The organism is Pseudomonas putida (assembly GCF_016406145.1).
GTDB classification, from domain to species: domain Bacteria; phylum Pseudomonadota; class Gammaproteobacteria; order Pseudomonadales; family Pseudomonadaceae; genus Aquipseudomonas; species Aquipseudomonas putida_E.
In genome coordinates this window covers 4,818,182-4,840,304 of the sequence record NZ_CP066306.1, presented here as the reverse complement: position 1 = coordinate 4,840,304, position 22,123 = coordinate 4,818,182, and the positions used below count along the sequence as shown (strand labels likewise).

Annotated in this window: 7 protein-coding genes and 1 pseudogene; 3 read left to right on the top strand and 5 right to left on the bottom strand. The window is 65.1% G+C overall.

Annotated features, from left to right (window positions below):
* Positions 1–43: 43 nt before the first annotated feature.
* The 5 genes and pseudogenes from JET17_RS22295 to norR form a co-directional block, all read right to left on the bottom strand.
* Positions 44–1,228: an HlyD family type I secretion periplasmic adaptor subunit gene (locus JET17_RS22295; protein ID WP_012316190.1), complete on the bottom strand. Its 1,185-nt coding sequence runs from the start codon at positions 1,226–1,228 to the stop codon at positions 44–46.
* Positions 1,225–3,393, bottom strand: coding sequence for a type I secretion system permease/ATPase (locus JET17_RS22290; RefSeq protein WP_012316189.1), 2,169 nt, complete (start codon positions 3,391–3,393; stop codon positions 1,225–1,227). The genes JET17_RS22295 and JET17_RS22290 overlap by 4 nt, the downstream gene beginning before the upstream one ends.
* Entirely contained in the window at positions 3,390–4,823 is a 1,434-nt protein-coding gene (locus JET17_RS22285; RefSeq protein ID WP_012316188.1) for a TolC family outer membrane protein, read from the bottom strand. Before JET17_RS22285 ends, JET17_RS22290 begins: the two co-directional genes overlap by 4 nt.
* 63 nt (positions 4,824–4,886) lie before the next feature.
* Positions 4,887–16,667 (bottom strand): annotated as a pseudogene (locus JET17_RS22280) (BapA/Bap/LapF family large adhesin).
* Between the two features lie 184 nt (positions 16,668–16,851).
* Complete coding sequence (norR, locus tag JET17_RS22275; protein WP_012316186.1) at positions 16,852–18,402, bottom strand: nitric oxide reductase transcriptional regulator NorR; 1,551 nt, start codon at positions 18,400–18,402, stop codon at positions 16,852–16,854.
* Positions 18,403–18,557: 155 nt separating this feature from the next.
* Between norR and hmpA the strand changes: the two genes are divergently transcribed.
* The 3 genes from hmpA (at position 18,558) to cyoA (ending at position 22,120) form a co-directional block, all read left to right on the top strand.
* The gene (hmpA, locus tag JET17_RS22270; RefSeq protein ID WP_012316185.1) at positions 18,558–19,736 is read left to right on the top strand and encodes an NO-inducible flavohemoprotein; all 1,179 of its coding nucleotides are present in this window, start codon (positions 18,558–18,560) and stop codon (positions 19,734–19,736) included.
* A gap of 374 nt (positions 19,737–20,110) precedes the next feature.
* A complete protein-coding gene (locus JET17_RS22265; protein WP_012316184.1) occupies positions 20,111–20,617 on the top strand; it encodes a disulfide bond formation protein B in 507 nt (168 codons plus the stop codon).
* Between the two features lie 558 nt (positions 20,618–21,175).
* On the top strand, positions 21,176–22,120 hold the full coding sequence (gene cyoA, locus JET17_RS22260; protein WP_012316183.1) for a ubiquinol oxidase subunit II: 945 nt from the start codon (positions 21,176–21,178) through the stop codon (positions 22,118–22,120).
* Positions 22,121–22,123 lie beyond the last annotated feature (3 nt).

The window sequence follows — 22,123 nt, the reverse complement described above, 5'->3', positions numbered from 1 at the left end:
TCCTGTGGGAGCCGGCTTGCCGGCGATGGCCGCGCAGCGGCCCTTAGCGCTCGCGCAAGGCCTCCTTGGCGCGGTTCAGCGGCTTGATCAGGTAATCGAGAATGGTTTTTTCGCCCGTGCGGATATCCACCGTGGCAATCATCCCCGGCACGATCGCAAAGCGCTTGCCGGCCTTGTTCTGCAGGCTGTCCTGCTCGGTACGGATGAACACCCGGTAATAATAGATCTCCGGTTTCACCTCATCCTGCAGGGTATCGGGCGAGATGCCCACCACTTTGCCCTCCAGCCCGCCATACACCGAATAGTCATAGGCACTGATCTTCACCTTGGCCGCCTGGTCGGGGTGGATGAAGGCGATGTCCCGGGGGGCGATGCGCGTCTCGATCAGCAAGCGTTCGTCCATCGGCACGATCTTCATCACCTGCCCGCCGGGCTGTACCACCCCGCCCAGGGTGTTGACCTCGATGTCCTTGACGATGCCGCGCACCGGCGAGCGCAAGGTCAGGCGTGACAGCGAATCACTGCGTCCGCGGATCACTTCCGAGAGGCTGTCGGCTTCGGCGCTGGCCTTGGCCAGTTCTTCGCGGGCGCGTACCAGGTAATCGGACCGTGCTTCGTTGGCCTTGAGCTCGAGTTCCGAGCGTTGGCGGTTGAGGCGGATCACTTCGACCCGGCTGGAGGCGCCCATCTTGGCCAGGTTTTCGGTGATCTGCAGTTCGCTGCGCACCAGCCGCAGCGAGTCCTCGATGCCCGCCAGGGTCTGTTCCAGGCCGCGGCGGCGGGTCTGGTACAGCGCGGTTTCGGCGTCGATCAGGTCCGGCGAATCGCGCAAGCTGTCGGGGAAGGCCAGCGGCTTGCCGGTGACCTCGGCGCGCAAGCGCGCAACGCTGGCCGTGGCAGCACGGTACTTGGCCTCGCTTTCACCGACGCTGGAGGCGGTCTTGGTCGGGTCGAGCTGGGCCAGCACCTGGCCGCGCTCGACCAGGTCGCCTTCGGCCACATTCATCTCGGCGACGATGCCGCCTTCGAACGACTGGATCACCTGCTCGCGTGAGCTGGGGATCACTTTGCCGGTGCCGGTAGAGACTTCGGTGACCTCGAACCAGGCGGCCCAGGCCAGGAACGCGGCCAGCATCAGCGCACACACGGTGATGACGCGGCCTGCGCGCAGCACGGCCTGATCGTCCTGGCCATCCAGGTAGGACGCGGGGAGTTCATGGTTGCTCATGCCTGCGCTCCTTGCAATTTGGCCAGGGCGGCTTCACGGCTGTCGTCGATGACGATGCGCCCGCCGTCGAGCACGATGATCCGCTCGACCCGTTGCAGCACGCTCAAACGGTGAGTGGCGATCACCAGGGTGCGGCCTTGGCAGAAGCGGTCGAGGTTATCGAGCAGTTTGCGTTCGGTCGTGTCGTCCAGCGAGGCGGTGGGTTCATCCAGCAGCAGTACCTGCGGCTGGCGCACCAGCAAACGTGCCAGCACCAGTGCCTGGCGTTGCCCGCCGGACAGGCCCAGGCCACCTTCCAGAATCAGGTGGTCCATGCCTTTGGGTAGCCGGCGCACGAAGTCCAGTGCGCCCGTGGCGGCCAGCGCGGCAACCAGTTCCTGGTCACTGGCCTGGCCGGCACCGAGGGTGAGGTTTTCGCGCAGGGTGCCGTGGAACAGCCGCGCATACTGCGCCAGCAAGCCGACGTCACGGCGCAGGTCGGCCGGGTCCAGGTGGGCCAGGGCAATGCCGTCGAGCGTGACCTCGCCTTGTACCAGGTCCATGGCACCGCCCAGCGCCTGCAGCAGGGTCGACTTACCGGCGCCGTTGCGCCCCAGCACTGCGATGCGTTCGCCCGGCCGGATGTCCAGCTGGCCGATGTTCAGCACCGGTGGTGCCTCGGGGTCGTAGCGGAAATTGGCCTGACGCAGCCGGTACTCCCCGCGGATGGCCGGCAGGTGCACACGGGCTTCTCCTTCGGGGTGATCGACCGGTGACTGCATCAGTTTGTCCAGGCCCTGTAGTGCCACCTTGGCTTGCTGCCAGCGGGTCAGCACATGGGTGAGCTGCGCCAGCGGCGCCATCATCCGCGAGGAAAGCATCGAGGCGGCTACCAGGCTACCGGTGGTGAGGTCGCCGGCAATCACCATTGGCGCGCCTATGACGATGACCACGGCAAACACCGCGCCTTGCACGTTCTGGGTCCAGGTCACCAGGCCGTTGGTCAGGGTGCGTAGACGCAGGTTGGTGTGTGCGCAGGCTGCGTTGTACTGGTTCCATTGGCGCTCGAAGCGCGCTTCGGCCTGCAGTGCCTTGATTTCGTCCAGGCCCTGGACGCTTTCCACCAGCATGGCGTTGCGCAGTGACGATTCGCGCATCGAGGCATTGGCCAGGCGTGCCAGCCGGCGCTGCGCCAGCAAGCCAGGCAGGAGCATGGCCAGCAGTGCCACCAGGGGGATAAACACCAGCACGCCGCCGATCAGCCAGAACACGAACAGGAACAACAGGAAGAACGGTAGGTCTGCCAGCGCGGTGGCGGTGCTGGAGGTGATCAGGTCGCGGATCGACTCCAGCTCGCGCAACTGCGAAATGAACGAGCCGGTGGACTTCGGCCGCGCCGAGTTGCGCAGGCGCAGGGCATGGCCGTAGACCAGATCTGACACGCGCAGGTCGGCGCGCTTGCCGAGCAGGTCGGTAACCTTCAGGCGCAGCAGGCGCATGCTGAAGTCGAACACCAGCGCCAGCACCACACCGCCGAACAGCACGTACAGGGTGGGCAGGGACTCGGCGGGGATCACCCGGTCATACACCTGCATCGAGAACAGCACGCCGGCCAGGGCAAGCACGTTGGCCACCAGCGAGGCGACCATCACCTGCCCATACGGGCGCAGGTCTCGCAGGACGATGCGGGCGAACCAGTGGCGGTCGTACGGGGCGGTGTAGTCGTCGGTACGCACATCGCGCAACGGCCGAGCCGGGCGCATCAGTGCCACGCGGTTGATGCGCCCTTCGAGCGCTTCGCGGGGCAGGCGCGAGGTGAGGCTCTGATCGCCGGCGAACACCACGGCCAGCTCGTTGTCCTCGGTCACGGCTTCGACCACAGCCAACTGGCCATCGTCGAGTTCCAGCACCAGTGGTGTACGCCATTGCCGCAGGGCTTTGGCATCGAAGCGCACGAAGCGCAGCGACAGGCCTGCCTGGCGCGCCATGTGGCGCAGGATTTCATCCAGCGGCCGGGCATCTTCCACGGCCGCCAGGCGAATGCGCTGTGGGGATACATCCAACCGGTAGTGGTGGGCGACCTGCAGCATGACTTCAAGCCACGGGCCAAGGTCCGGCCGATGGACGATAGCCTGCTCCGGGTTTTGCTGCTGCGTGGCTTGGCTCAGGTTGACGGTATCGTTCATGGCTCGATCTCCACCCCTTGCAGGTTGCGCCCTTCAAGGCCTAAGGCCATGCGCAGGGCGCCGGTGTTGTACAGGCAGTCGACATCCAGGCGCAGCAGGTCGGAACGGGTGCCGGCAAGTTCGAAGCGCGACTGGTAGATTTCCTGCTCGGCATTGAGCAGGTCGAGCAGCGGGCGCGTGCCCAGGTCCAGGTATTGCCGGCCGTAGAGCATGCGTGCTTCCTTGATGCTGGCCTGGCGCGCCTCCAGCGAACTCAGCCGGCGGCCCAGCCCCGAGGTTTGCGCCATGGCTTCGGCCAGCCCTCGGCGGGCCTGCAGGCGTGCGGCGTCTTCGGCGGAATCGGCGGCGGTCAGGGCATGTCCGGCCGCGCGGCTGCGGGCGCTGATGGCGCCGCCTTGGTAGATCGGCACTTCGAGGTTCAGGTAAATGCCCGCCTGGGTACGGTCGAGGCGGTTGTTGTCGCGGTCGTAGTCGTTGTCCAGGTAGTGGTTGACCTGCGGCTGCAGCGACAGTGTCGGGTAGGCCTCGGCCTTGGCCTGTGCCAGTTCGGCTTTGGATTGCGCGCGCAGGGCCAGGGCCATGAGCACTGCAGGCAGGCGGTCGTCGGCTTGCGGTGGGCGCTTGCAGGCCTGGTTGAGTTCGGGGGGCGTTTCTTCGGCCAGGGCCGGCGGTGCGACGCGGCCGAGCAGGGCGGCGAGGGTCGAGCGCCACCGCTCGTACTGGGCCTGATACTCCTCGAGGGTGGCACGGGCGCCTTCCACCCGGGACTCGGCCTGGACCACGTCGGAGCGCGTGCTGGCGCCCATGTCGCTGCGCTGGCGCGCCATGCCGGCAATATCGCCAACGCCTTTGATCTGCTCGCGAGCAATCACCATGAGCTGCTCGTAACGGCGGGTTTCGATCCAGGCGTAGGCGGTATCGCGGGCCAGGTCGTCTACCACCAGCAGGATGTTGGCCTGGGCGCGGGCGGCGGCAGCGTGAGCCGCGTCGACAGCACTGTCGACCTTGCCGAAATCGTAGAGCATCTGCTTGAGCGACAGGTTCAGCGCCTGGCTGCTGCGGTCGCCGCCATACCCGCTGTCATAGCCGGTGCGGATACCGCCGGAAACCTGTGGGTAGTAACCGGCGCGGGCCACGTTGATGCCTTCGCCTTGCTTGTACAGGTTGCCGATGGCTTCAGCGATGCTGGGGTGCCACTGCGCAGCGGCCAGCACCGCCTCGGCCAGGCCGAGGCGATCGCCATTGTTGGCGGCCTGGCCTGCCGGTGGGCGGGCAGGGATGGCATCGGGGGCATCGCGTAGCAGTGACGGCCCGATGGAGCGCAGCGAGGGGTCTATGTCATCGGCTGCCTGGGCAACCGGGTTTGAAATCAGTACCAGGAGCGCGACGGCTCCCGGCAACAGCGGTGACAGCGGACTGCTTCGCTTCACATAATTCCCTTACTGCTGATCGTCCTTGCCGCCGGGCATGGCGCCCGGCGGGTTACTGCGGCCTCAGACGACATGAATGCCGTTTTGCACCCACAGGTGGTGGCTCGGATCCTCCTGGGCCGTGTATTGGTTATAGTCGATGCCGTCGGCGCTCTGGCTGCCGGTCAGGCTCCAGTTATCGGTCATGTGCACCGAATCCTTGTCGTCGCCTTTGATCAGCAGCGTGCTGCTGCCGCTTTCGGTGACGGCCACCACATCCGCCAGGTTCAGCGTCAGGGTCACCCCGCTGGTGTCGTTGAGGTCGATGATTTCGATATCGTGGACACGCCCGGCCAGGGAGCCCAAGTCGATGCTGGCATCGCCGCCGCCCCACAGCAGGGTGTCGGTACCACTGCCGCCATCGACGCTGGCAAAGGCCTGATCCACCACCACGAGGGTGTCGTCGCCGGAGCCGCCTTGCAGGCTGATCTGCCCGCCCTGGCTGCCATCGAGTTGGTCATTGCCATCGGTGCCGGCAATCACCTCGGTGGATGCAGCCGCGGCGACACTGGCCAGGGCCGCCCCCTCGTCGCCACTGTCAGCCAGCAGCGAAGTGGTCGCGGTGAGCCCGGCAGCGTTGTCCAGGTTGATGGTCAGCGTTGCGGTATCGGTGGTGCCGTTGGGGTGCGTCAGTTCGTAGGTGAAAGTGTCCTGTTGGCCGACAACTGCCGAAGTCAGGCCTGCCTTGAGGGTGTAGGTGTAGCTGCCGTCAGCATTCACCAAAAGGGTGCCGTAGGTGCCGGTCACGCTGACGCCGTTGTAACCGGGGATGGCGTAGGTGTTGGCCGCTACCAGCACGCTGAGCACGGTCAGCGTCGAACCGAGGTTGTCGGCACCGCCGCCGGCGGTGTCGGTCAACAGGTTGCCGGTCACTGGGGTGTAGCCGCTGACCACGAACTCGTTGGTATACGTGGTGGTGGTGTTGAGGCTGGTGGTGATCGAGCTGGCCAGGCCGATGCCGCCTGCGCTGACACGGATCTCGTAGGCACCTGGGCCCTGGTTCTGGAAGGTGTAGGCCGAGCCGCCGCCGAGCAGGCTGATCAGCGAACTGCCGGGCACAGACTGCACAAGCACGTACTGGCCGGTAGCCGTGTTGAGTTTGTAAAGGGCGATGGTGGTGCCGTTGAGCAGGCCTAGCAGGTTGGCGGAGTTGAGCACCACTTGCAGGTTGGCGGTGGTATCGGCGGCAACGCTGGTGTCATAGACCGCCTGCCGCGAGCCGATCAGCGGCAGGGACAGCGTCCCCAGTGTGGCGCTGCCGGTGTCCACCCGGTTTGCCAGGCTGATGTTGGTGCTGTCGATGTCGTTGACGGCATCGACCACCGTGGCGGGCGCGCTGAGGTTGCTGTCGCTCCAGACCTCCGTGGCTTGCGGGCTGTCGATCCGCACATAGAGGTTGGCGACATCGGTCAGGCCGTTGCCGTGCACCAGTTGATAGCTGAACACGTCTACTTTGCCGACGCTGGATGGGGTGCCGTTCGGCGTGTAGGTGTAGCTGCCATCGGCGCGGATCACCAGGGTGCCATACAGGCCTTGCACTTCGGTGGCGCTGCCAGCGGTGACGTAGCTGCCGTTCTTGAGCACCTGCAGCACGGCGCTGCTGTCCGGGCCACGGGCATCGGTGGTGCCGTCGACACCGGGGTCGGTGATGACGTTGCCGGTAGTGGGGGTACCGGTGCCGGTGAACTCGGTCAGGCTGGAGGTTTCGATGTCCAGCGTGGTGGTGACGTTGGTCACCAGGCCGATGCCGCCGCTGCCTACGGTCAGGCGGTCCCCCATTCACCGGCCTGCAGTTCGCCGATGTCGACCTGCACCCCCTGGCCCAGGGGAAGCAGAATCAGGTCTAGCAGGCCCAGGCTGTTACCGGTAGCCAAAGTCACCCAGGCCCCGGACGCGTCTTTTACCTGCAGGGTGAAGGTGGCGTTGTCGAGCAGGGCCAGGGCACTGCTGGTGGTCAGCGTCAGGGTCGGGTCCGCCGTGGTGCCGGCGTCGACGGTCCAGGTGTAGGTCTTGCTGAAGCCCGCCAGCAGTGTGGTGAAACTGTCGGTGTAGGTCTGCGTGGCGACAACCGGTGCCAGGTTGACGGTGGCGGTGGCCAGGTTGTCGCTGGCGATCACCGGTGCGTTGGCGTCGACGTCCGGCGCAGTGATGTTGACGTTGCCGGAGACGTTGTTGCGTGGGTCGGTGAGCGATACCGACAGTGTCTGGCCGTTGTCCTGGGCAGGGGTCAGGGTTACGGAGAAGGTGCCGTCGGGCTGCACCGTGCCGGTTTGCAGGACCGTGCCGGTGGAGCTGCGCACCGTGACCGTGGCGCCAGGCTCGCCGCTGCCGGTCAGGGTGCTGCCGTCGGCGCTGATCACCAGGTTGCTGGCGAGCGCTGGCGGGGTGAGGTCTGGAGCGGTCAGTGCGGTGCCGGTCGAGGTGTTGCCGGTGGCATCGGTCAAGGTGACAGTCAGGGCCTGGTTGTCGATTTGCGCCGCCGCCAGGCTGACCACGAACAGGCCGTTGCTGCCCACTATGGCGGTGCCCAGCACGGTGCCTGCAGTGTTGCGCACGGTGACGGTGCTGCCGATCTGGCCAGAGCCGCTTACCGTGGTGCCGTTGGCGTTGATGGCGGCCACTGGCGCGGCGGGTGGCGTGGTGTCCGGTGCTGTGATGCTGGCGCTGCCGGACTGGTTGCCGGCGGCATCGGACTGACGCACGGTAAGCAACTGCCCGTCGTTCTGCGTGCTGGTGAGGGTGACGGTAAAGCTGCCGTCGGGTTGTACCACGGCGCTGCCCAACGGACCGCCCGGGCCGGTAACGGTGACTGTCGCGCCGGGCTCGCCGACGCCGGTCAGTACGGTGCCTGCGCCGGTCACGGCAAGGCTGGTCGGTGCAGTCGGCGCCTGTGTGTCCGGTGCGGTATAGCTGGTACTGCCCGAGGTATTCTGTGCAACGTCGACCTGCGTCACACCGAGTACCTGGCCGTTGAGCTGCGCGCTGGCCAGGTTGATGCTGAACACGCCGCCAGCGTTGACTACGCCGGTGCCGAGCACATTGCCACTGGCATCACGCACGGTGACCGTGGCATTGGCTTCACCGGTCCCGGTAAGCACCAGGCCATTGGCGGACAGCGCCGTGACCACCGGGTTGGCCGGCGGCGTGGTGTCGGTTGCCTGCACGAATACCGGCTGCGATTCACCGCCCACCAGAGCCACGGCAGTGACCGAGAGCGATTGCCCATTCAACTGGGCGCTGTCGAGCTGGAGACTGAAGTCGCCGTTGAGGTCCGCTGCACCCGTGCCGATCAAATTGCCCTCATCGTCATAGACACGGATGGACGCCCCGCTGGTGGCGTTACCCGTGAGGGTCAGGCCATCGGCGTCCAGCACCACATTGGTGGGGGGCGCTGGTGGTGGGATAAGCGGGGTGATGTAGGTCTGCACTGCCGAGGTATTGGTACCGTCGCTTTGGGTCACAGCCAATGTCGCGACCGAGCCAGGTGCGGGTTCGAGTTCGATGGAGAAGTTACCGTTGGCATCGACCACGCCGGTGCCAATCACATTGCCTGCAAGGCTGACAGTCACTGTGGCGTTAGGCTCACCGCGCCCGGTCAGCACGTCGTAGTCGGTATTGATTGCCAGGTTGGTGACCAGAGCAGGTGGTGACGTGTCGGCAGCCTGGTAGGTGGCAGGCAGCGAGGCGTTGCCCGCCTCATCGGTGGCGACCACGGTCAGCAATTGGCCGTTGTTCTGCGCCGGGCTCAACGTGACGCTGAAGGTGCCGTCTTCGGTGGCCTGGACGGTGCCGACAATGATGTTGTCCGGGCCACGCACGGTGATGGTACTGCCGGGTTCGGCACTACCGATCAGCAGCGTGCCCGTCGGGTCCAGCGCCAAGTCGGCAGGTTGCGCTGGTGGCACCAAGTCCGGTGCGGTCACTTCGAATGGCGCGGAGGGGTTGCCGGTGACGTCCTGAGCGACGACGGTCAGTACCTGGCCGTCGATCTGTGGGGTTGTCAGGTCAAGCACGAAGGTGCCGTCAGGATCGATCACGCCTTGGCCGACCATGTCGCCACGGTCGTTCATCACCGTAATGCGTGCCCCCGCTTCGCCGCTACCGATCAGCTGGGTGCCGCTGTCGTTGAGCGACGCGACAACGGTGGCCGGGGGCGTGGTATCGACCGCGGTGACCGAGCTGATGGGCGATATGTTTTCGCTCTCGTCTGTCAGGGTTACCTGAAGGGTTTGGCCATTGAGCTGCGGCGAGCTGAGGTCAACCACGAAGGTACCGTCGGCATCCACCGTGGCGGTGCCGATTTCAGTGGTGCCCAGGTACACCCGTACCGTGGTGCCTGCTTCGCCGACGCCGCTTAGCTGATCGCCGGCAGCATTGAGGCGCAGTTCGGTTGCCGGTGCAGGTGGCGTGAGGTCGGGTGCATCGATCGTGACCGGCGCGCTGATGTTGCCGGGTGGGTCGGCCTGTTGTACCGACAGCACTTGCTGGTTGATCTGGGCTGGCGCCAGTTCCACAGAGAAGCTGCCATCGGCGAGCACAGTGGCCGAACCGAGCACTACGCCTGCGGCATTGGTCACCGTGACGGTAGCGCCCGGTTCGCCAAGGCCGGTGACCACACTGCCATCGGCATTGATGTCAACCTCGGTGAGGATGGCCGGCGGCGTGAAGTCAGGCGTTTGCAACGTGGCGACTGCCGACACGTTACCGGCTGCGTCGGCCTGGCTGAGGCTGAGCAGTTCGGCGTTGCCCAGCGCCGGGTTGAGGGTGACGGTGAAGTTACCGCTGGCATCGACCACTGCCGTACCGATTTCGTCGCCCTGCGCGTTGCTGACGCTGACCTGCGCGCCGGGCTCGCCGCGGCCGGTCAGGGTAACCCCGTCGCTGGAAATCGCAAGCTCAGTGGGGGCGGCCGGTGGAGTGGTATCGGCTGCAATGATGGCGCTGGGGTCGGACTGGTTGCCGGCGGCATCGGTCAGTATCACTTGCACCTGCTGGCCGTTGGCCTGCGGCGCGCTGAGGGTGACCTGGAAGGTACCGTCGGCGCGGACCACAGCGCTGCCCAGTGTGCTGCCATCGGCAGCCAGCACTTTGACGGTGCTGCCGGCCTCGCCGGTACCGTTGAGCAAGCTGCCGCCGCCGGCAAATGCCAGGTTGCCGGCAGCATCAGGTGCCACACGGTCGGGCGCAGTCAGGCTGACACTGTCGGACTCGTTGCCCGCTGCGTCGGTCTGCTGTGCACTGAGCTGTTCGCCATTGATCTGTGCGGTGCTCAGGCCAATGCTGAAGTTACCACTGGCATCGACCACGGCGGTGCCCAGGTCGACACCGCCTTCGCCGATCACGGTGACTGTGGCGCCCGGCTCACCTCGGCCAGTGAGCGTCAGGCCGTCGCTGCTCAGCACCAGGTTGGTCAGCGGTTGCGGGGCGGTGGTGTCCGGTGCCTGCAAGGTCGCAGGCAGCGAAGCACTGCCATCGGTGCCCACGGCATTGACCTGCAAGACTTCGCCGTTGGCCTGGGCGCTGTCGAGGTTGACCGTGAAACTGCCGTCATTGCCCACTGGCGCAGTGCCCAACAGCACGCCGTCAGGGCCATACACATTGACGGTGCTACCAGGGGATGCATTGCCGGTAACCACCAGGCCATCGGCTGAGAGCGTCAGGTTGTCCGGAATGTCCGGTGCCAGGTTGCCCGGCGCGGTCACGGTCTGTGCCGGCGAGGCATTCTGCGCGGCATCGGCCTGGGTCACGCTGAGGCTGTCGCCGGCGGTTGCCGCAGGGCTGAGCGCTACGGTGAAGCGGCCATCGCTGCCGACCGTGGCGGTCCCCAGCGAGGTGCCGTCGGGCGCACGCACGGTGACCGTGGCGCCGGCTTCGCCAGTACCTGTAAGGCTGGCGCCGTCGGCAGCGACGGCCAGGTTGGCGACGGCGGTGGGCGGTGTGGTATCGGCAGCGGTGTAAGGTGCAGCAGGCGACACGTTGCCTGCGGCATCTGTGGCGGTAACCTGCAAGATCTGGCCGTTGGTCTGGGCGCTGCTCAGGGTGACCTGGAAGGTGCCATTGCTGCTGGCCACGGCGGTGCCCAGGATATTGCCTGCGGCATCACGCACGGTCACGGTACTGCCTGCTTCGGCGCTGCCGCTCAGCTGCAGGCCGGTACCGGCCAGGGCGAGGGCGGCCGGCGCCGCCGGTGGGGTGAAGTCCGGCGCTGTTACTGCAACAGGAGGTGATGTGTTGTTGCCCGCGTCGGTCTGGGTCACGCTCAAGTTCTGAGCGTTAAGTTGCGCACTGGTCAGGGTGAGGGTGAAGCTGCCGTTGGCGGCCACCACGCCTGTGCCAATGATGGTGCCATCGGGGCCGCGCACGGTCACGCTGGCACCCGCTTCACCCAGGCCGGTGAGGGTCAGGCCATTGTTGTTGAGCACCACATTGCTCAGTGGGGCTGGTGGGGTGAGGTCGGGTGTACTGAGGGTGACAGCAGGGGAAGTGTTACCCGCTGCATCCACCTGGCTCACGCCGATGGCCTGGCCGGTTGCCTGTGGGGTATCGAAGGTGACCGTAAACCGGCCATCGGCGCCCACGGTCGCGGTGCCGACCACGGTGCCGGCAGCGTTGCGCACCTGCACGGTGGCGCCGGCTTCACCGCTGCCAGACAGCTGTTTGCCGTCGGCGCTGAGCACCGGGTTGTCGACCGCAGCCGGGGGCGTGCGGTCCGGTGTTGCCAGGCTCGCCGGGCCAGACACATTGCCAGCGGCATCGCTAAGGGTGACCTGCAAGGCGCTGCCGGTGGTCTGTGCATTTGGCAGGGTGACCTGGAACTGGCCGCTCTGGTTGACGGTACCTGTGGCCAGTATCGCGCCACTGGCATCGCGTACGGTCACCGTCGCGCCCGCCTCACCCTGGCCGCTGACTACGGTTGCCGCGCTGTTCAGGCTCAGGCCGGTGACAGCATCAGGCGCTTGCAGATCAGGCGCCTGCAAGGTTGCGGCGAGCGAGGTATTGCCCGCGGCGTCGCTCTGGGTAACGGTAAGGTTCTGGCCATTGGCTTGCGGGGGGGTCAGGCTGACGCTGAACAACCCGTTACTGCCAACGGTGGCAGTGCCCAGCTCGGTACCTTGGGCATCCACCACGCGTACGGTCGCGCCCACCTCGCCCTTGCCGATAAGGGTGCTGCCACTGCGGTCGAGGGCAAGCTGGGTGGGAGCATCCGGCGCGGTGCTGTCCTCTGCAACGATGGTGGCTGGTACCGAGGGTTTACCCCCGGCTGTAAGGCGTGCGCTGACCTGCAGGGTCTGGGCATTGAGCTGGGCGTCGCTGAAGAACACTCGGAAAATGCCGTCGCTGCCGACCGTCGCGGTGCCCAGTGTGGTGCCGCCGGAGGTCACGGTGATAAGCGAGCCCACGGTGCCTTCGCCAGTCAGGAGGAAGCCGTCGGCACTGATGGTCAGGGCGGTTGGTGTAGCGACTTCGGTGCCGTCTGGCCCGGCCACGTCGACCGTGGTCTCGTTGCCACCGTCGTCTCGGACCACTACCTGCACGGTGTCGCCGGAAACCAGGGGTGGGTCGACTTCGACAACGAAGGTGCCGTCCGGCCCGGCGGTTGCGGTGCCCAGGTCAGTGGTGCCGTCGCGAACGATGATGGTGGTGCCGGGTTCGGCCGTACCACCGATAAAGCCGCCATCCGGGCTGACCGTGATGTCGGTCGCCGCAGCGGGCGGGGTGGTATCCGGCGCGGTGACGGTCGATGCGCCAGAGTCGTTGCCGGCTGCGTCGCTGACCACCACGGTCAGGCTCTCGCCATTGGTGAAAAAGCGGGGTATCCAGCGGTACGCTGAAACTGCCATCGCCGTTCACTGCAACGGTGACGACAGTGCCATTGGGGTCGGTCACCGTGACCGAGCTGGCCCCGGGTGCGTTGCCGGTCACAGTGGTGCCGTCCGGGCTGACGCTTACATCGGTCGGCAGTGCAGGCGGTGTGAGGTCCGGCGCAGTTGCCTGGGCTGCGGTCGAGGTGTTGCCGGCAGCATCGGTGAGGGTGACGTCGAGGTTCTGGCCATCCAGTTGGGCCGGCGACAGCGGCACGCTGAAGTTGCCGCCCACCGGCACCACGACCGTGCCCAGCAGATCGCCGTTGGCATTGCGCACTTCTACGGTGGAGCCCACCTCGCCGTTGCCTTGCAGCGCTGTGCCATCGGCACTGACTTGCAGGCCGGTCGGCGTGGCGGGGCCGGTTGAATCGTCAGCGGTGAAGGTGGCCGATGGCGAGGTATTGCCCCCGCCGTCGACAAGCACTACCGACAGGACTTCGCCGTTGGTCTGGGGAGGTGCGAGGGTCACGGTGAAGCTGCCGTCGGGCTGCACTTGGGCATCGCCCAGCAGTTGCCCGCCGGCATCGCGCACTTCTACGGTGGCGCCTGGCTCACCCTGCCCGCTCAGCACACTACCGTCTGCGCTCAGCCCCAGGCCTTGTGCAGGTTGCGGTGCTTCGAGGTCGTTGGCGGTTATGGTGTCGGCAGCGGAGGTGTTGCCCGCAGCGTCCGCCTGGCTGACGGACAGCGTCTGACCGTTGAGCTGAGGTGGGTCGATGTTCACCCGGAAGCTACCGTCGGCCTCCACCACGGCGGTGCCCAATACTGCGCCGCCAGTGCCGGTGACGCGCACTTGCGCGCCGGGTTCGCCGCTACCGGTAACCACGGTGCCATCGGCGGAAAGGGCCAGGCCGGTAGGGGTGTCGGGCGCCTCGTTGTCCGGAGCAGGCAGGTCGACCGCTGCTGACACGTTACCGGTCGGGTCGCGTTGTTCCACGGTCAAGGCCTGGCCATTGGTCTGTGGAGGGTCCAGGGTAAGTTCGAAGGTGCCGTCGCCAGCCACCTCGACGCTGCCCAGCATAGCGCCGTCGGGGCTGCGCACGATCACGGTGGCACCCGGTTCGCCGGTGCCGGTAACGGTGGTACCGCTGGCGTCGATGCTCGGGTTGCCGATGAGTTGCGGCGGGGTGCTGTCTGGTGCGGTGAAGTCGACCGGGCCGGCACTGTTGCCGAGATTGTCGGTAGCCTCCACGGTGAGGATTTCGCCATTGCGCTGTGGCGGGTCGAGGGTGACATCGAAGCGCCCGTCGGCGCCGACTGTCGCGGTGCCCAGCACGGTACCGTCCGCCGCACGTACAGTGACTATCGAGCCGCTCTGGCCCTGGCCGGTCAGGTGCAGGCCAGCGCTGTCGACGGCCAGCCCGGAAGGCTGCAGAGGCCCGTCCAGGTCCGGCGCGGTCAGGGTTGCGGTCGAGGTGTTGCCCGCAGCGTCACGCAGTACCACGTCGAGCATCTGGCCATCGGACTGGGCCGGTGTCAGTGTGAGGGTGAAGACGCCGTTCGCGCCGACCACTGTAGTGCCCAGCACCGTGCCCTGGGCATCGCTCACCTGCACGCTGGCCCCGGGTTCACCGCGGCCAGTGAGGGTAGCGCCATCGGCGCTCAGTTGCAGATCACTGGCCGGGTTGGGCGGGGTGATGTCCGGTGCGCCGACCTGGGTCGGCAGTGAGCTGTTGCCGTCGGCGTCCAAGGCCACCACATCGAGCAGCTCACCATTAGCCTGAGCGGGATCAAGGGCGACGGTGAAGTTGCCGTCATTGCCCACTTGCACGCTGCCCAGCACATTGCCTTGGGCATCGCGCACCTCTACCAGGCTGCCCGCCGGAGCGGTGCCGCTGACGGACGAGCCATCGGGGGCTACCACCACCCCGGCAGGGCCTTCCGGGACGGGGGTCTGTGGCACGATGATGCTGAGCTCAGGCGACGGATTGCCGGCAGCATCGGTTTGCACCAGCACGATGCTTTCGCCCGCAGCCACCGGAGCATCCAGTTCGACCAGGAAGGTGCCATTGGCTGCCACGGTGCCACTGCCGATGACATTGCCGTCGGCATCCAGCACTTGCACTGTGGCACCCGCTTCACCGCGGCCCGATATCACGACGCTGCCGGCGCCCACCACCACGCCGGTGATGAGGGCCGGGGCAGTAATGTCCGGGGCGGTATAAGCCAGTGGTGCGGAGCTGTTGCCGGCGGCATCGGTGACTGTGATGGCCAAGGCTTCACCGTCGGCCTGGGCAGGGTCGAGGGTGAGGCTGAAGCTGCCGTCCGGCCCGACGATAGCGCTGCCGATCAGGGCTCCGGAGGCGTCGCGCACTTGCACCCGTGCACCGGGTTCGGCATTGCCGGTCAGCGTTTGACCATCGCTCAGCGTCAGCCCGGTCGGTTGCCCGGGGGCTACCAGGTCCGGTGCCGTCAGCGGGCTTGTCGTTGATACGTTGCCAGCGGCATCGGTCAAGGTCACTTGCAGCGACGAGCCATCGGTCACGGGCGGGGTCAGTTGCAGGGTAAAGGTGCCATCAGGCTGCACCGTCCCGGTCCCCACGACCTGGCCCTGGTCGTTCGATACGGTTACCGTTGCTCCTGCTTCACCGCGCCCCGAGACTGTACGGCCATCGGCGCTGATGATCAGGCCACTGGCGGGCGCTGGCGCAGTGGTGTCACCACCGCCCGTGTCGATGTCCGGCGCGGTGACGGTGCCGGCAGTGGAGGTGTTGCCGGCGGCATCGGTGGCCGTTACCTGTAACTGCTCGCCGTCGACCAGCGGTGGGTCGAGGGTGATGCTGAACGCACCGTTGGCGCCCACGACCACGCTACCCAGTACCGTGGTGCCGTCCGCTGCGAGCACGCGCACAGTACTACCTGGTTCGGCACGCCCGCTTACTACTCTGCCGTCAGCGCTGACGGCCAAGTCGGTCGGTTGTGCGGGCGGCGTGGTGTCGGGCGGGTTGCCGACCCCGTCATCGGGTGCGTTGACGGCTGTTGCGGGTGAGGTGTTGCCAGCGGCGTCACTGGCTGTGACTTGCAGCGGCTGACCCTCGGTTTGCGGGGGTTGCAGGGTGATGCTGAACAGGCCGTCGGCACCTGCCACGGCGGTACCCAGCACGGTACCGTCGGCGGCACGCACTTGCACGGTGGACCCGGGTTCAGCGCGGCCGGTTAGTGTGGTTCCTTGCTCGTTGACGGCCAGGTCGCTGGGGGCCAGGGGGGCGGTTGCATCCGGTGCGGCCACGTTGCCCGGCTGCGAGACGTTGCCAGCAGCATCGGTCAAACTGACATCCAGGCTTTCGCCATTGACCTGGGGTGGGTTCAAGGTCACGGTGAAGGTGCCGTCGGTGCCCACAGTGCCGCTGCCGATCAGGTTGCCGGCGCCGTCGCGTACATTCACCGTGGCACCGACCTCGCCGCGGCCAGTCAGGCGCAGGCCATCGGGCGAAACCAGCAGGTCTATGGGCGTGGCGGGTGGCGTGGTGTCGCCTGGCGCAGAGCCGTCGCCGCTGCTACCGCCTCCACCACCGCTGCCTGCGGCGGCGGCTGCGCCGCCAACGCCCAGCAGGCTCAGCCCGGCAATCGCCCAGGTCGGGGTTTCGCTGCCAGCGCCGCCGATGCCTGCGACCAGTTCATCGAGCGAGGCGACTTCCTCGAAGGTGAAACCGCTGAAGGCTTCGGCATCGTAGTTGGCGTGCCACAGGGTGCCATCTTCGCCGACGAAGACCATGTCACTGCCGACACCCGCCTGGTCCACGGCAAAGAAGTTGCCGACGGTAACCTTTTCCCCTGACTTGAGTGTGACGATCAGGTCCTGACCCCGCCGGGTCACGGTTGCCACCTGGTCAGGCGCAACGGGCATTTGCACCACGCCTGGGCTGTTGAGCGTGATATTGCCCCAGGCATTCTGGGTGGCGACGGTGGTTTGCTTGTCGGCGACGACGATGTTGTCCATGGATGCTCCCTGCTGGTGTGCGGTACACAGGGGCACCGTTGGCGATCCTGCTGGCGCAACCGCTTGTGCAGTAGCACGCAGCCCGGTCGTATAACGGCCCTGTTACCGATGGTAAGGGAGATATAGCAGCCCAACGGAAAGCAACCAGAGGCTTTCTGGGTTAATCCTTTGGTAGGAAACGCGTCTAGCGCAGGCCCAGGCGCCGAGCCAAGCGGTTTAAGTTGGCGCGGTCCAGGCCCAGTTCGCGGGCGGCGGCGGCCCAGTTGTCCTGATGGCGCTGCAGGCAGGCATCGATGATCTGGCGTTGGTAGCCGTCGACAGCTTCGCGCAAGCCACCTTCGGCCAGCGACGGCGCCGGCAGGGGCGCAGGGGAGGGTGCCTGTACCCCGCCCGCCACGGTACGCAGGTCCAGGTCACTGGCTTGCAGGGTAAGGATGCGTGGCCGGTCCGGGTGCTGGCCCAGCGCCTTGAGGGCTGAGCGACCGATCAGGTGTTCCAGTTCGCGCACGTTGCCGGGCCAGTCGTAAGCCAGAAGCGCCGATTGCGCTTCGTTGCTCAGGCGCAGGCTGTTCAGGCCCAGACGTGATCGATTCTGTTCGAGGAAGTAGCCCGCCAATAGCAGCACATCGCGCCCACGCTCGCGTAGCGGCGGAACCTGCAGCGGGTACACGCTCAGGCGGTGGTAGAAGTCGGCGCGGTAGTTGCCGTTGCGCACCTCGGCGGCAAGGTCGCGGTTGGTTGCTGCGATCAGGCGCACATCTACCGTGTGTTCGCGGTCTGAGCCCAGGCGCTGCAGTTGCCCGCTTTGCAATACCCGCAGCAGCTTTGCTTGCACCGCCAGCGGCAGTTCGCCCACTTCGTCGAGAAACAGCGTGCCGCCGTTGGCCAGTTCGAACTTGCCGCGACGCTCACCGTGGGCGCCGGTAAAGGCCCCGCGCACATGGCCGAACAGTTCGCTTTCCACCAGCGTGTCGGGCAGCGCGGCGCAGTTGAGGCTGATCAGGGGCTTGTTGGCGCGGTGGCTGGCCTGGTGCAGGGCCTGGGCCACCAGTTCCTTGCCCACGCCGGTTTCGCCGGTGATCAGCACGGTCAGGTCGCTACCGCCAACCAGGCGTATTTCATCCAGCAGGCGCTTGTGCGCCGGGCTTTGGCCAATCAGCTCTTTGTCCTGGCCGCTGGCCTGGCGATAGATTTCGGCGCGCTGATGCTCATCCTCGGCGCGCAGTGCCAGGTGCTCTATGCGTTCGGCCACCGTGACGGTGGCAGCTGCCAGGCTGGCGAAGGCTTGCAGGGCATCGAGCTCCAGGCTCTGGAACTGGCCCGGGGTGAGGGCATCGAGGGTTACCAGGCCCCATGGGCGCTCGTCGACCATCAGCGGGCAGCCCATGCAGTCATGCACGTGAAGGTCGACGTCGTGGGCATTGACCAGGCCGTCATAGGGGTCGGGCAACTGGGAGTCGCTGGGAAAGCGGGTGGGCTCGGCGCGGCTGAGCAAAACCTGGAAGCGCGGATGCTCGCTTACTTTGAAACGCCGGCCCAGGGTATCGGCAGACAAACCGTCGACAGCCAGTGGCACCAGCCATTCGCCATCGAGCCGCAGCAATGCAGCGGCATCGCAGGGCAGCAAGCCGCGCATGGCTTGCAGCAGGCGGCGGTAGCGTTCCTCTTCGGGCAGGTCACGGGACAGGTCGCTGACCAAGGGAAGCAGGGCGGTAAGCAGCGGCTTTGCAGTCATAAGGACTCCTGTTGGTCCAAATGACTATACGTCATGCCTGGTCATTTTGACATGTCATTAGCCAAAATACTGATTTTATTGATATTTAATGTTGGCACGAATACTGATACCGCACATGCAACCATTCGAAGCCTCTGGCTCAGGAGTCGTTGCAAATGCTCAATGCCGAACAACGTGCAATCATCAAAGCCACCGTCCCGCTGCTGGAAACCGGTGGAGAGGCGCTTACCACCCACTTCTACAAGTTGATGCTCAGCGAGTATCCGCAAGTGCGCCCACTGTTCAACCAGGCGCATCAGGCCAGTGGCGACCAGCCGCGCGCCTTGGCCAACGGCGTGCTGATGTACGCCCGGCACATCGACCAGCTGGAACAGCTCGGCGGCCTGGTCGGCCAGATCATCAACAAGCATGTCGCCTTGCAGATCCTGCCGGAGCATTATCCGATCGTCGGTAGCTGCCTGCTGCGTGCCATCGAGGAAGTGCTCGGCAAGGAGATCGCCACTGCAGAGGTGATCGCTGCCTGGGGTGCGGCTTATGGACAGCTGGCCGAGATCCTCATCGGCGCCGAGGAAGGCCTCTACAAACAGAAGGAAGAGGCCGCCGGTGGCTGGCGCGGCACCCGCGAATTCCGCTTGGTACGCCGCGAGCAGGAAAGCAGCGAGATCGTTTCGTTCTACTTCGCTCCCGTCGACGGCAAACCGGTGCTCAAGGCTGAACCGGGCCAGTACATCGGCTTGCAGCTGTTCATCGACGGCGCCGAGCACCGTCGCAACTATTCGCTGTCGGCCTTGTGCGATGGCAAGCAATACCGCATCAGCGTCAAGCGTGAGGCGGGCGGCAAGGTGTCCAACTACCTGCATCATGAAATGATGGTCGGCAGTACCGTGCAACTGTTCCCGCCGTCTGGCGACTTCACCCTTGCCGCCAGTGACAGGCCGCTGGTGCTGATCAGTGGCGGCGTCGGCATCACACCGACCCTGGCCATGCTCGAGGCGGCCCTTGAAACCAAGCGACCGGTGCATTTCATCCACTGTGCGCGCAATGCAGGGGTCCATGCGTTCCGTGACTGGGTCGATGGGCTGGCCCAGCAACATCCTCAACTCAAACGCTTCTATTGCTATGCCGAGGATGATGGTTCGCGCGATGCGAATGCGGTGGGGCTGTTGAGCCAGGAGCTTTTGGGTGAATGGATGCCGGGTGAGCGTGACGTGGATGCGTACTTCCTCGGGCCCAAGGGTTTCATGGCGGTGATCAAGCGTTACCTTAAAGAGCTGGGTGTGCCCCAGCAGCAGAGCCGCTATGAGTTCTTCGGGCCGGCGGCAGCTCTGGAGTGATCTACTGACTGTTCTGACCCCATTGCCGCCAGGCCGGCTCCCACAGGTACGCTGCCGTACCTGTGGTTTCTGGGCTGCTTTGCATATAAAGGAAAGATGAATCGTGCCAGCCATCTTTCATCGTTAATCGTCCTTTAATCACTGTATCCTTCACTCCCGGGTGTCGAGGGGCTTGCCCCTGCGCGGCGCCCGGGCAGCCGCTTTTTTACCGGCCAACGTTGAACCGACGTCACACCTGCCGGTCTCAAGCCCACTCCGGATAGCCCTCGCAGTGCTGTCTTGCCGCTTCCTCGACACGCTAACGGTCAGACCTGCGTGTAGACTTGCGCCAGGCAGGTGGACCACGCTGCCCCTATCCATCGAAGGAACCGGCAATGAACGAACAAACATCGCGCCTGAATCGGGAACGGCGCTTTCTGGTGCTGCTGGGGGGGATCTGTCTCGCCCTGATCGGTGGCGCTCTGTACATGCAGGTGGTGCTCGGCGAAGCCCCCTGCCCGTTGTGCATCCTGCAACGCTATGCCCTGCTGTTCATCGCCGTGTTTGCCTTCATCGGCGCAGCGATGCCCGGGCGGCGCAGCCTGACGTTGTTCGAAGGGCTGGTGGTGCTGAGCGCAATTGGCGGAATCGTTGCGGCCGGCAACCATGTGTATATACTCGCCAACCCCATGGTCAGTTGCGGTATCGATACCCTGCAGCCGATCGTCGACGACCTGCCGCTGGCCAAGCTCTGGCCGCTCGCATTCCAGGTCGACGGTTTCTGCAGCACGCCATACCCGCCGATCCTCGGTTTGTCCCTGGCGCAATGGGCACTGATGGCGTTCGTGCTGACGGCCATCCTGGTTCCGCTGGGCATCTACCGCAATCGGCGCCAGCCTTAGACATAAGTCCCGAATTTGCTGTGGTCTTTTGCACCCACAGAGAAGAGGGAAAAGTCGCCTCCCGCTTGATCCAGATCAACCACAAAGCCTTGCGCAATGCGGGTTTGAGGCCTATCAAGCGGGGTGCGACAAACTGTCGCGAAGTTGAATTTTTGACCAGTATTGTTACGCATTCTGTAAAAGACTGTTGCTCAATAAGTCATAGTCAAGGGTTGGCGACCTCACTACAATCGCCCCCAATTTCCGTTCGGCACTGCTTGCGAGTCGCAGGATTGAAGGAAGCCCCAGCGCTTTCTTTTGCTGACTTCGTCAAGTTTCGCCCAGCGGCGATACCGGGCGGATACCCCTCCGCGTTTTCCCGCACCAAATGGACTTGGTCTGAAGTACAGGCCTGTTGCCTACGAAACCATAAGCACCGCTAACACGCTTGAGCCAAGGTCCTGCAGTCGGACCCCAGGCAGGAGCGTATTCGGGCGCGAAATGCCTCACTTGGCAGGACGAAGTGTTGGCTACCAAAACACAAATTGCATTGAAGCAAGCTGATCTAGAGGTCGTGAGATGAGTAAAAAGCGTTACCCCAGACTGTTTGGCATATTGCCCTTTTTAGGCATGCTTTTACTCAGCGGGTGCAACTGGACCCTGCTCGACCCGAAAGGTCAGGTCGGCATTGAGCAAAAGAACCTCATCCTCATCGCTACCGGCCTGATGCTGCTGGTGGTGATCCCGGTCATCATCATGACCGTGGCCTTCGCCTGGAAGTACCGTGCTTCCAACAAGGCGGCCACCTACACCCCGGACTGGTCGCACTCGACCAAGATCGAGGCTGCTGTGTGGATCATCCCGATCCTGATCATCATTGCCCTGGGTTATGTCACCTACAAGTCCACCCACAAGCTGGACCCATACCGTCCGCTGGATTCGGACGTGAAGCCGATCCAGATCGACGTGGTCGCACTGGACTGGAAGTGGCTGTTCATCTACCCGGAGCAGGGCATCGCGACGGTCAACAAGATCAACTTCCCGGCTAACACCCCGGTCAACTTCCGCGTCACCTCCGACGCCGTGATGAACTCGTTCTTCATCCCGGGCCTGGGCGGCCAGATCTACGCCATGGCCGGCATGACCACCAAGTTGCACCTGATCGCCAACGAAAACGGCGTGTTTGACGGTATCAGCGCCAACTACAGCGGTGCTGGCTTCACCGGCATGAAATTCAAGGCTACTGCCACTTCCCAGGAAGACTTCGACAAGTGGGTCGCCGAAGTGAAGCAGTCGCCTCTGAAACTGGGCAAGGCCGAGTACGAAGCACTGGCCAAGCCTAGCGAATACAACCCAGTCGCGCTGTACAGCGAGGCGCCAGCGGAGCTGTTCCAGACCATCGTCGACAAGTACGAAGGCATGAACCGCGGCAAGCCGGTCCACGAAGAAGCAGGCAGCAAAGATCTGGCCACCACCACGGGTGTGGAATCGAGTACGCAACCAGCTGCCGGTGCAGAGGAGTAAGAG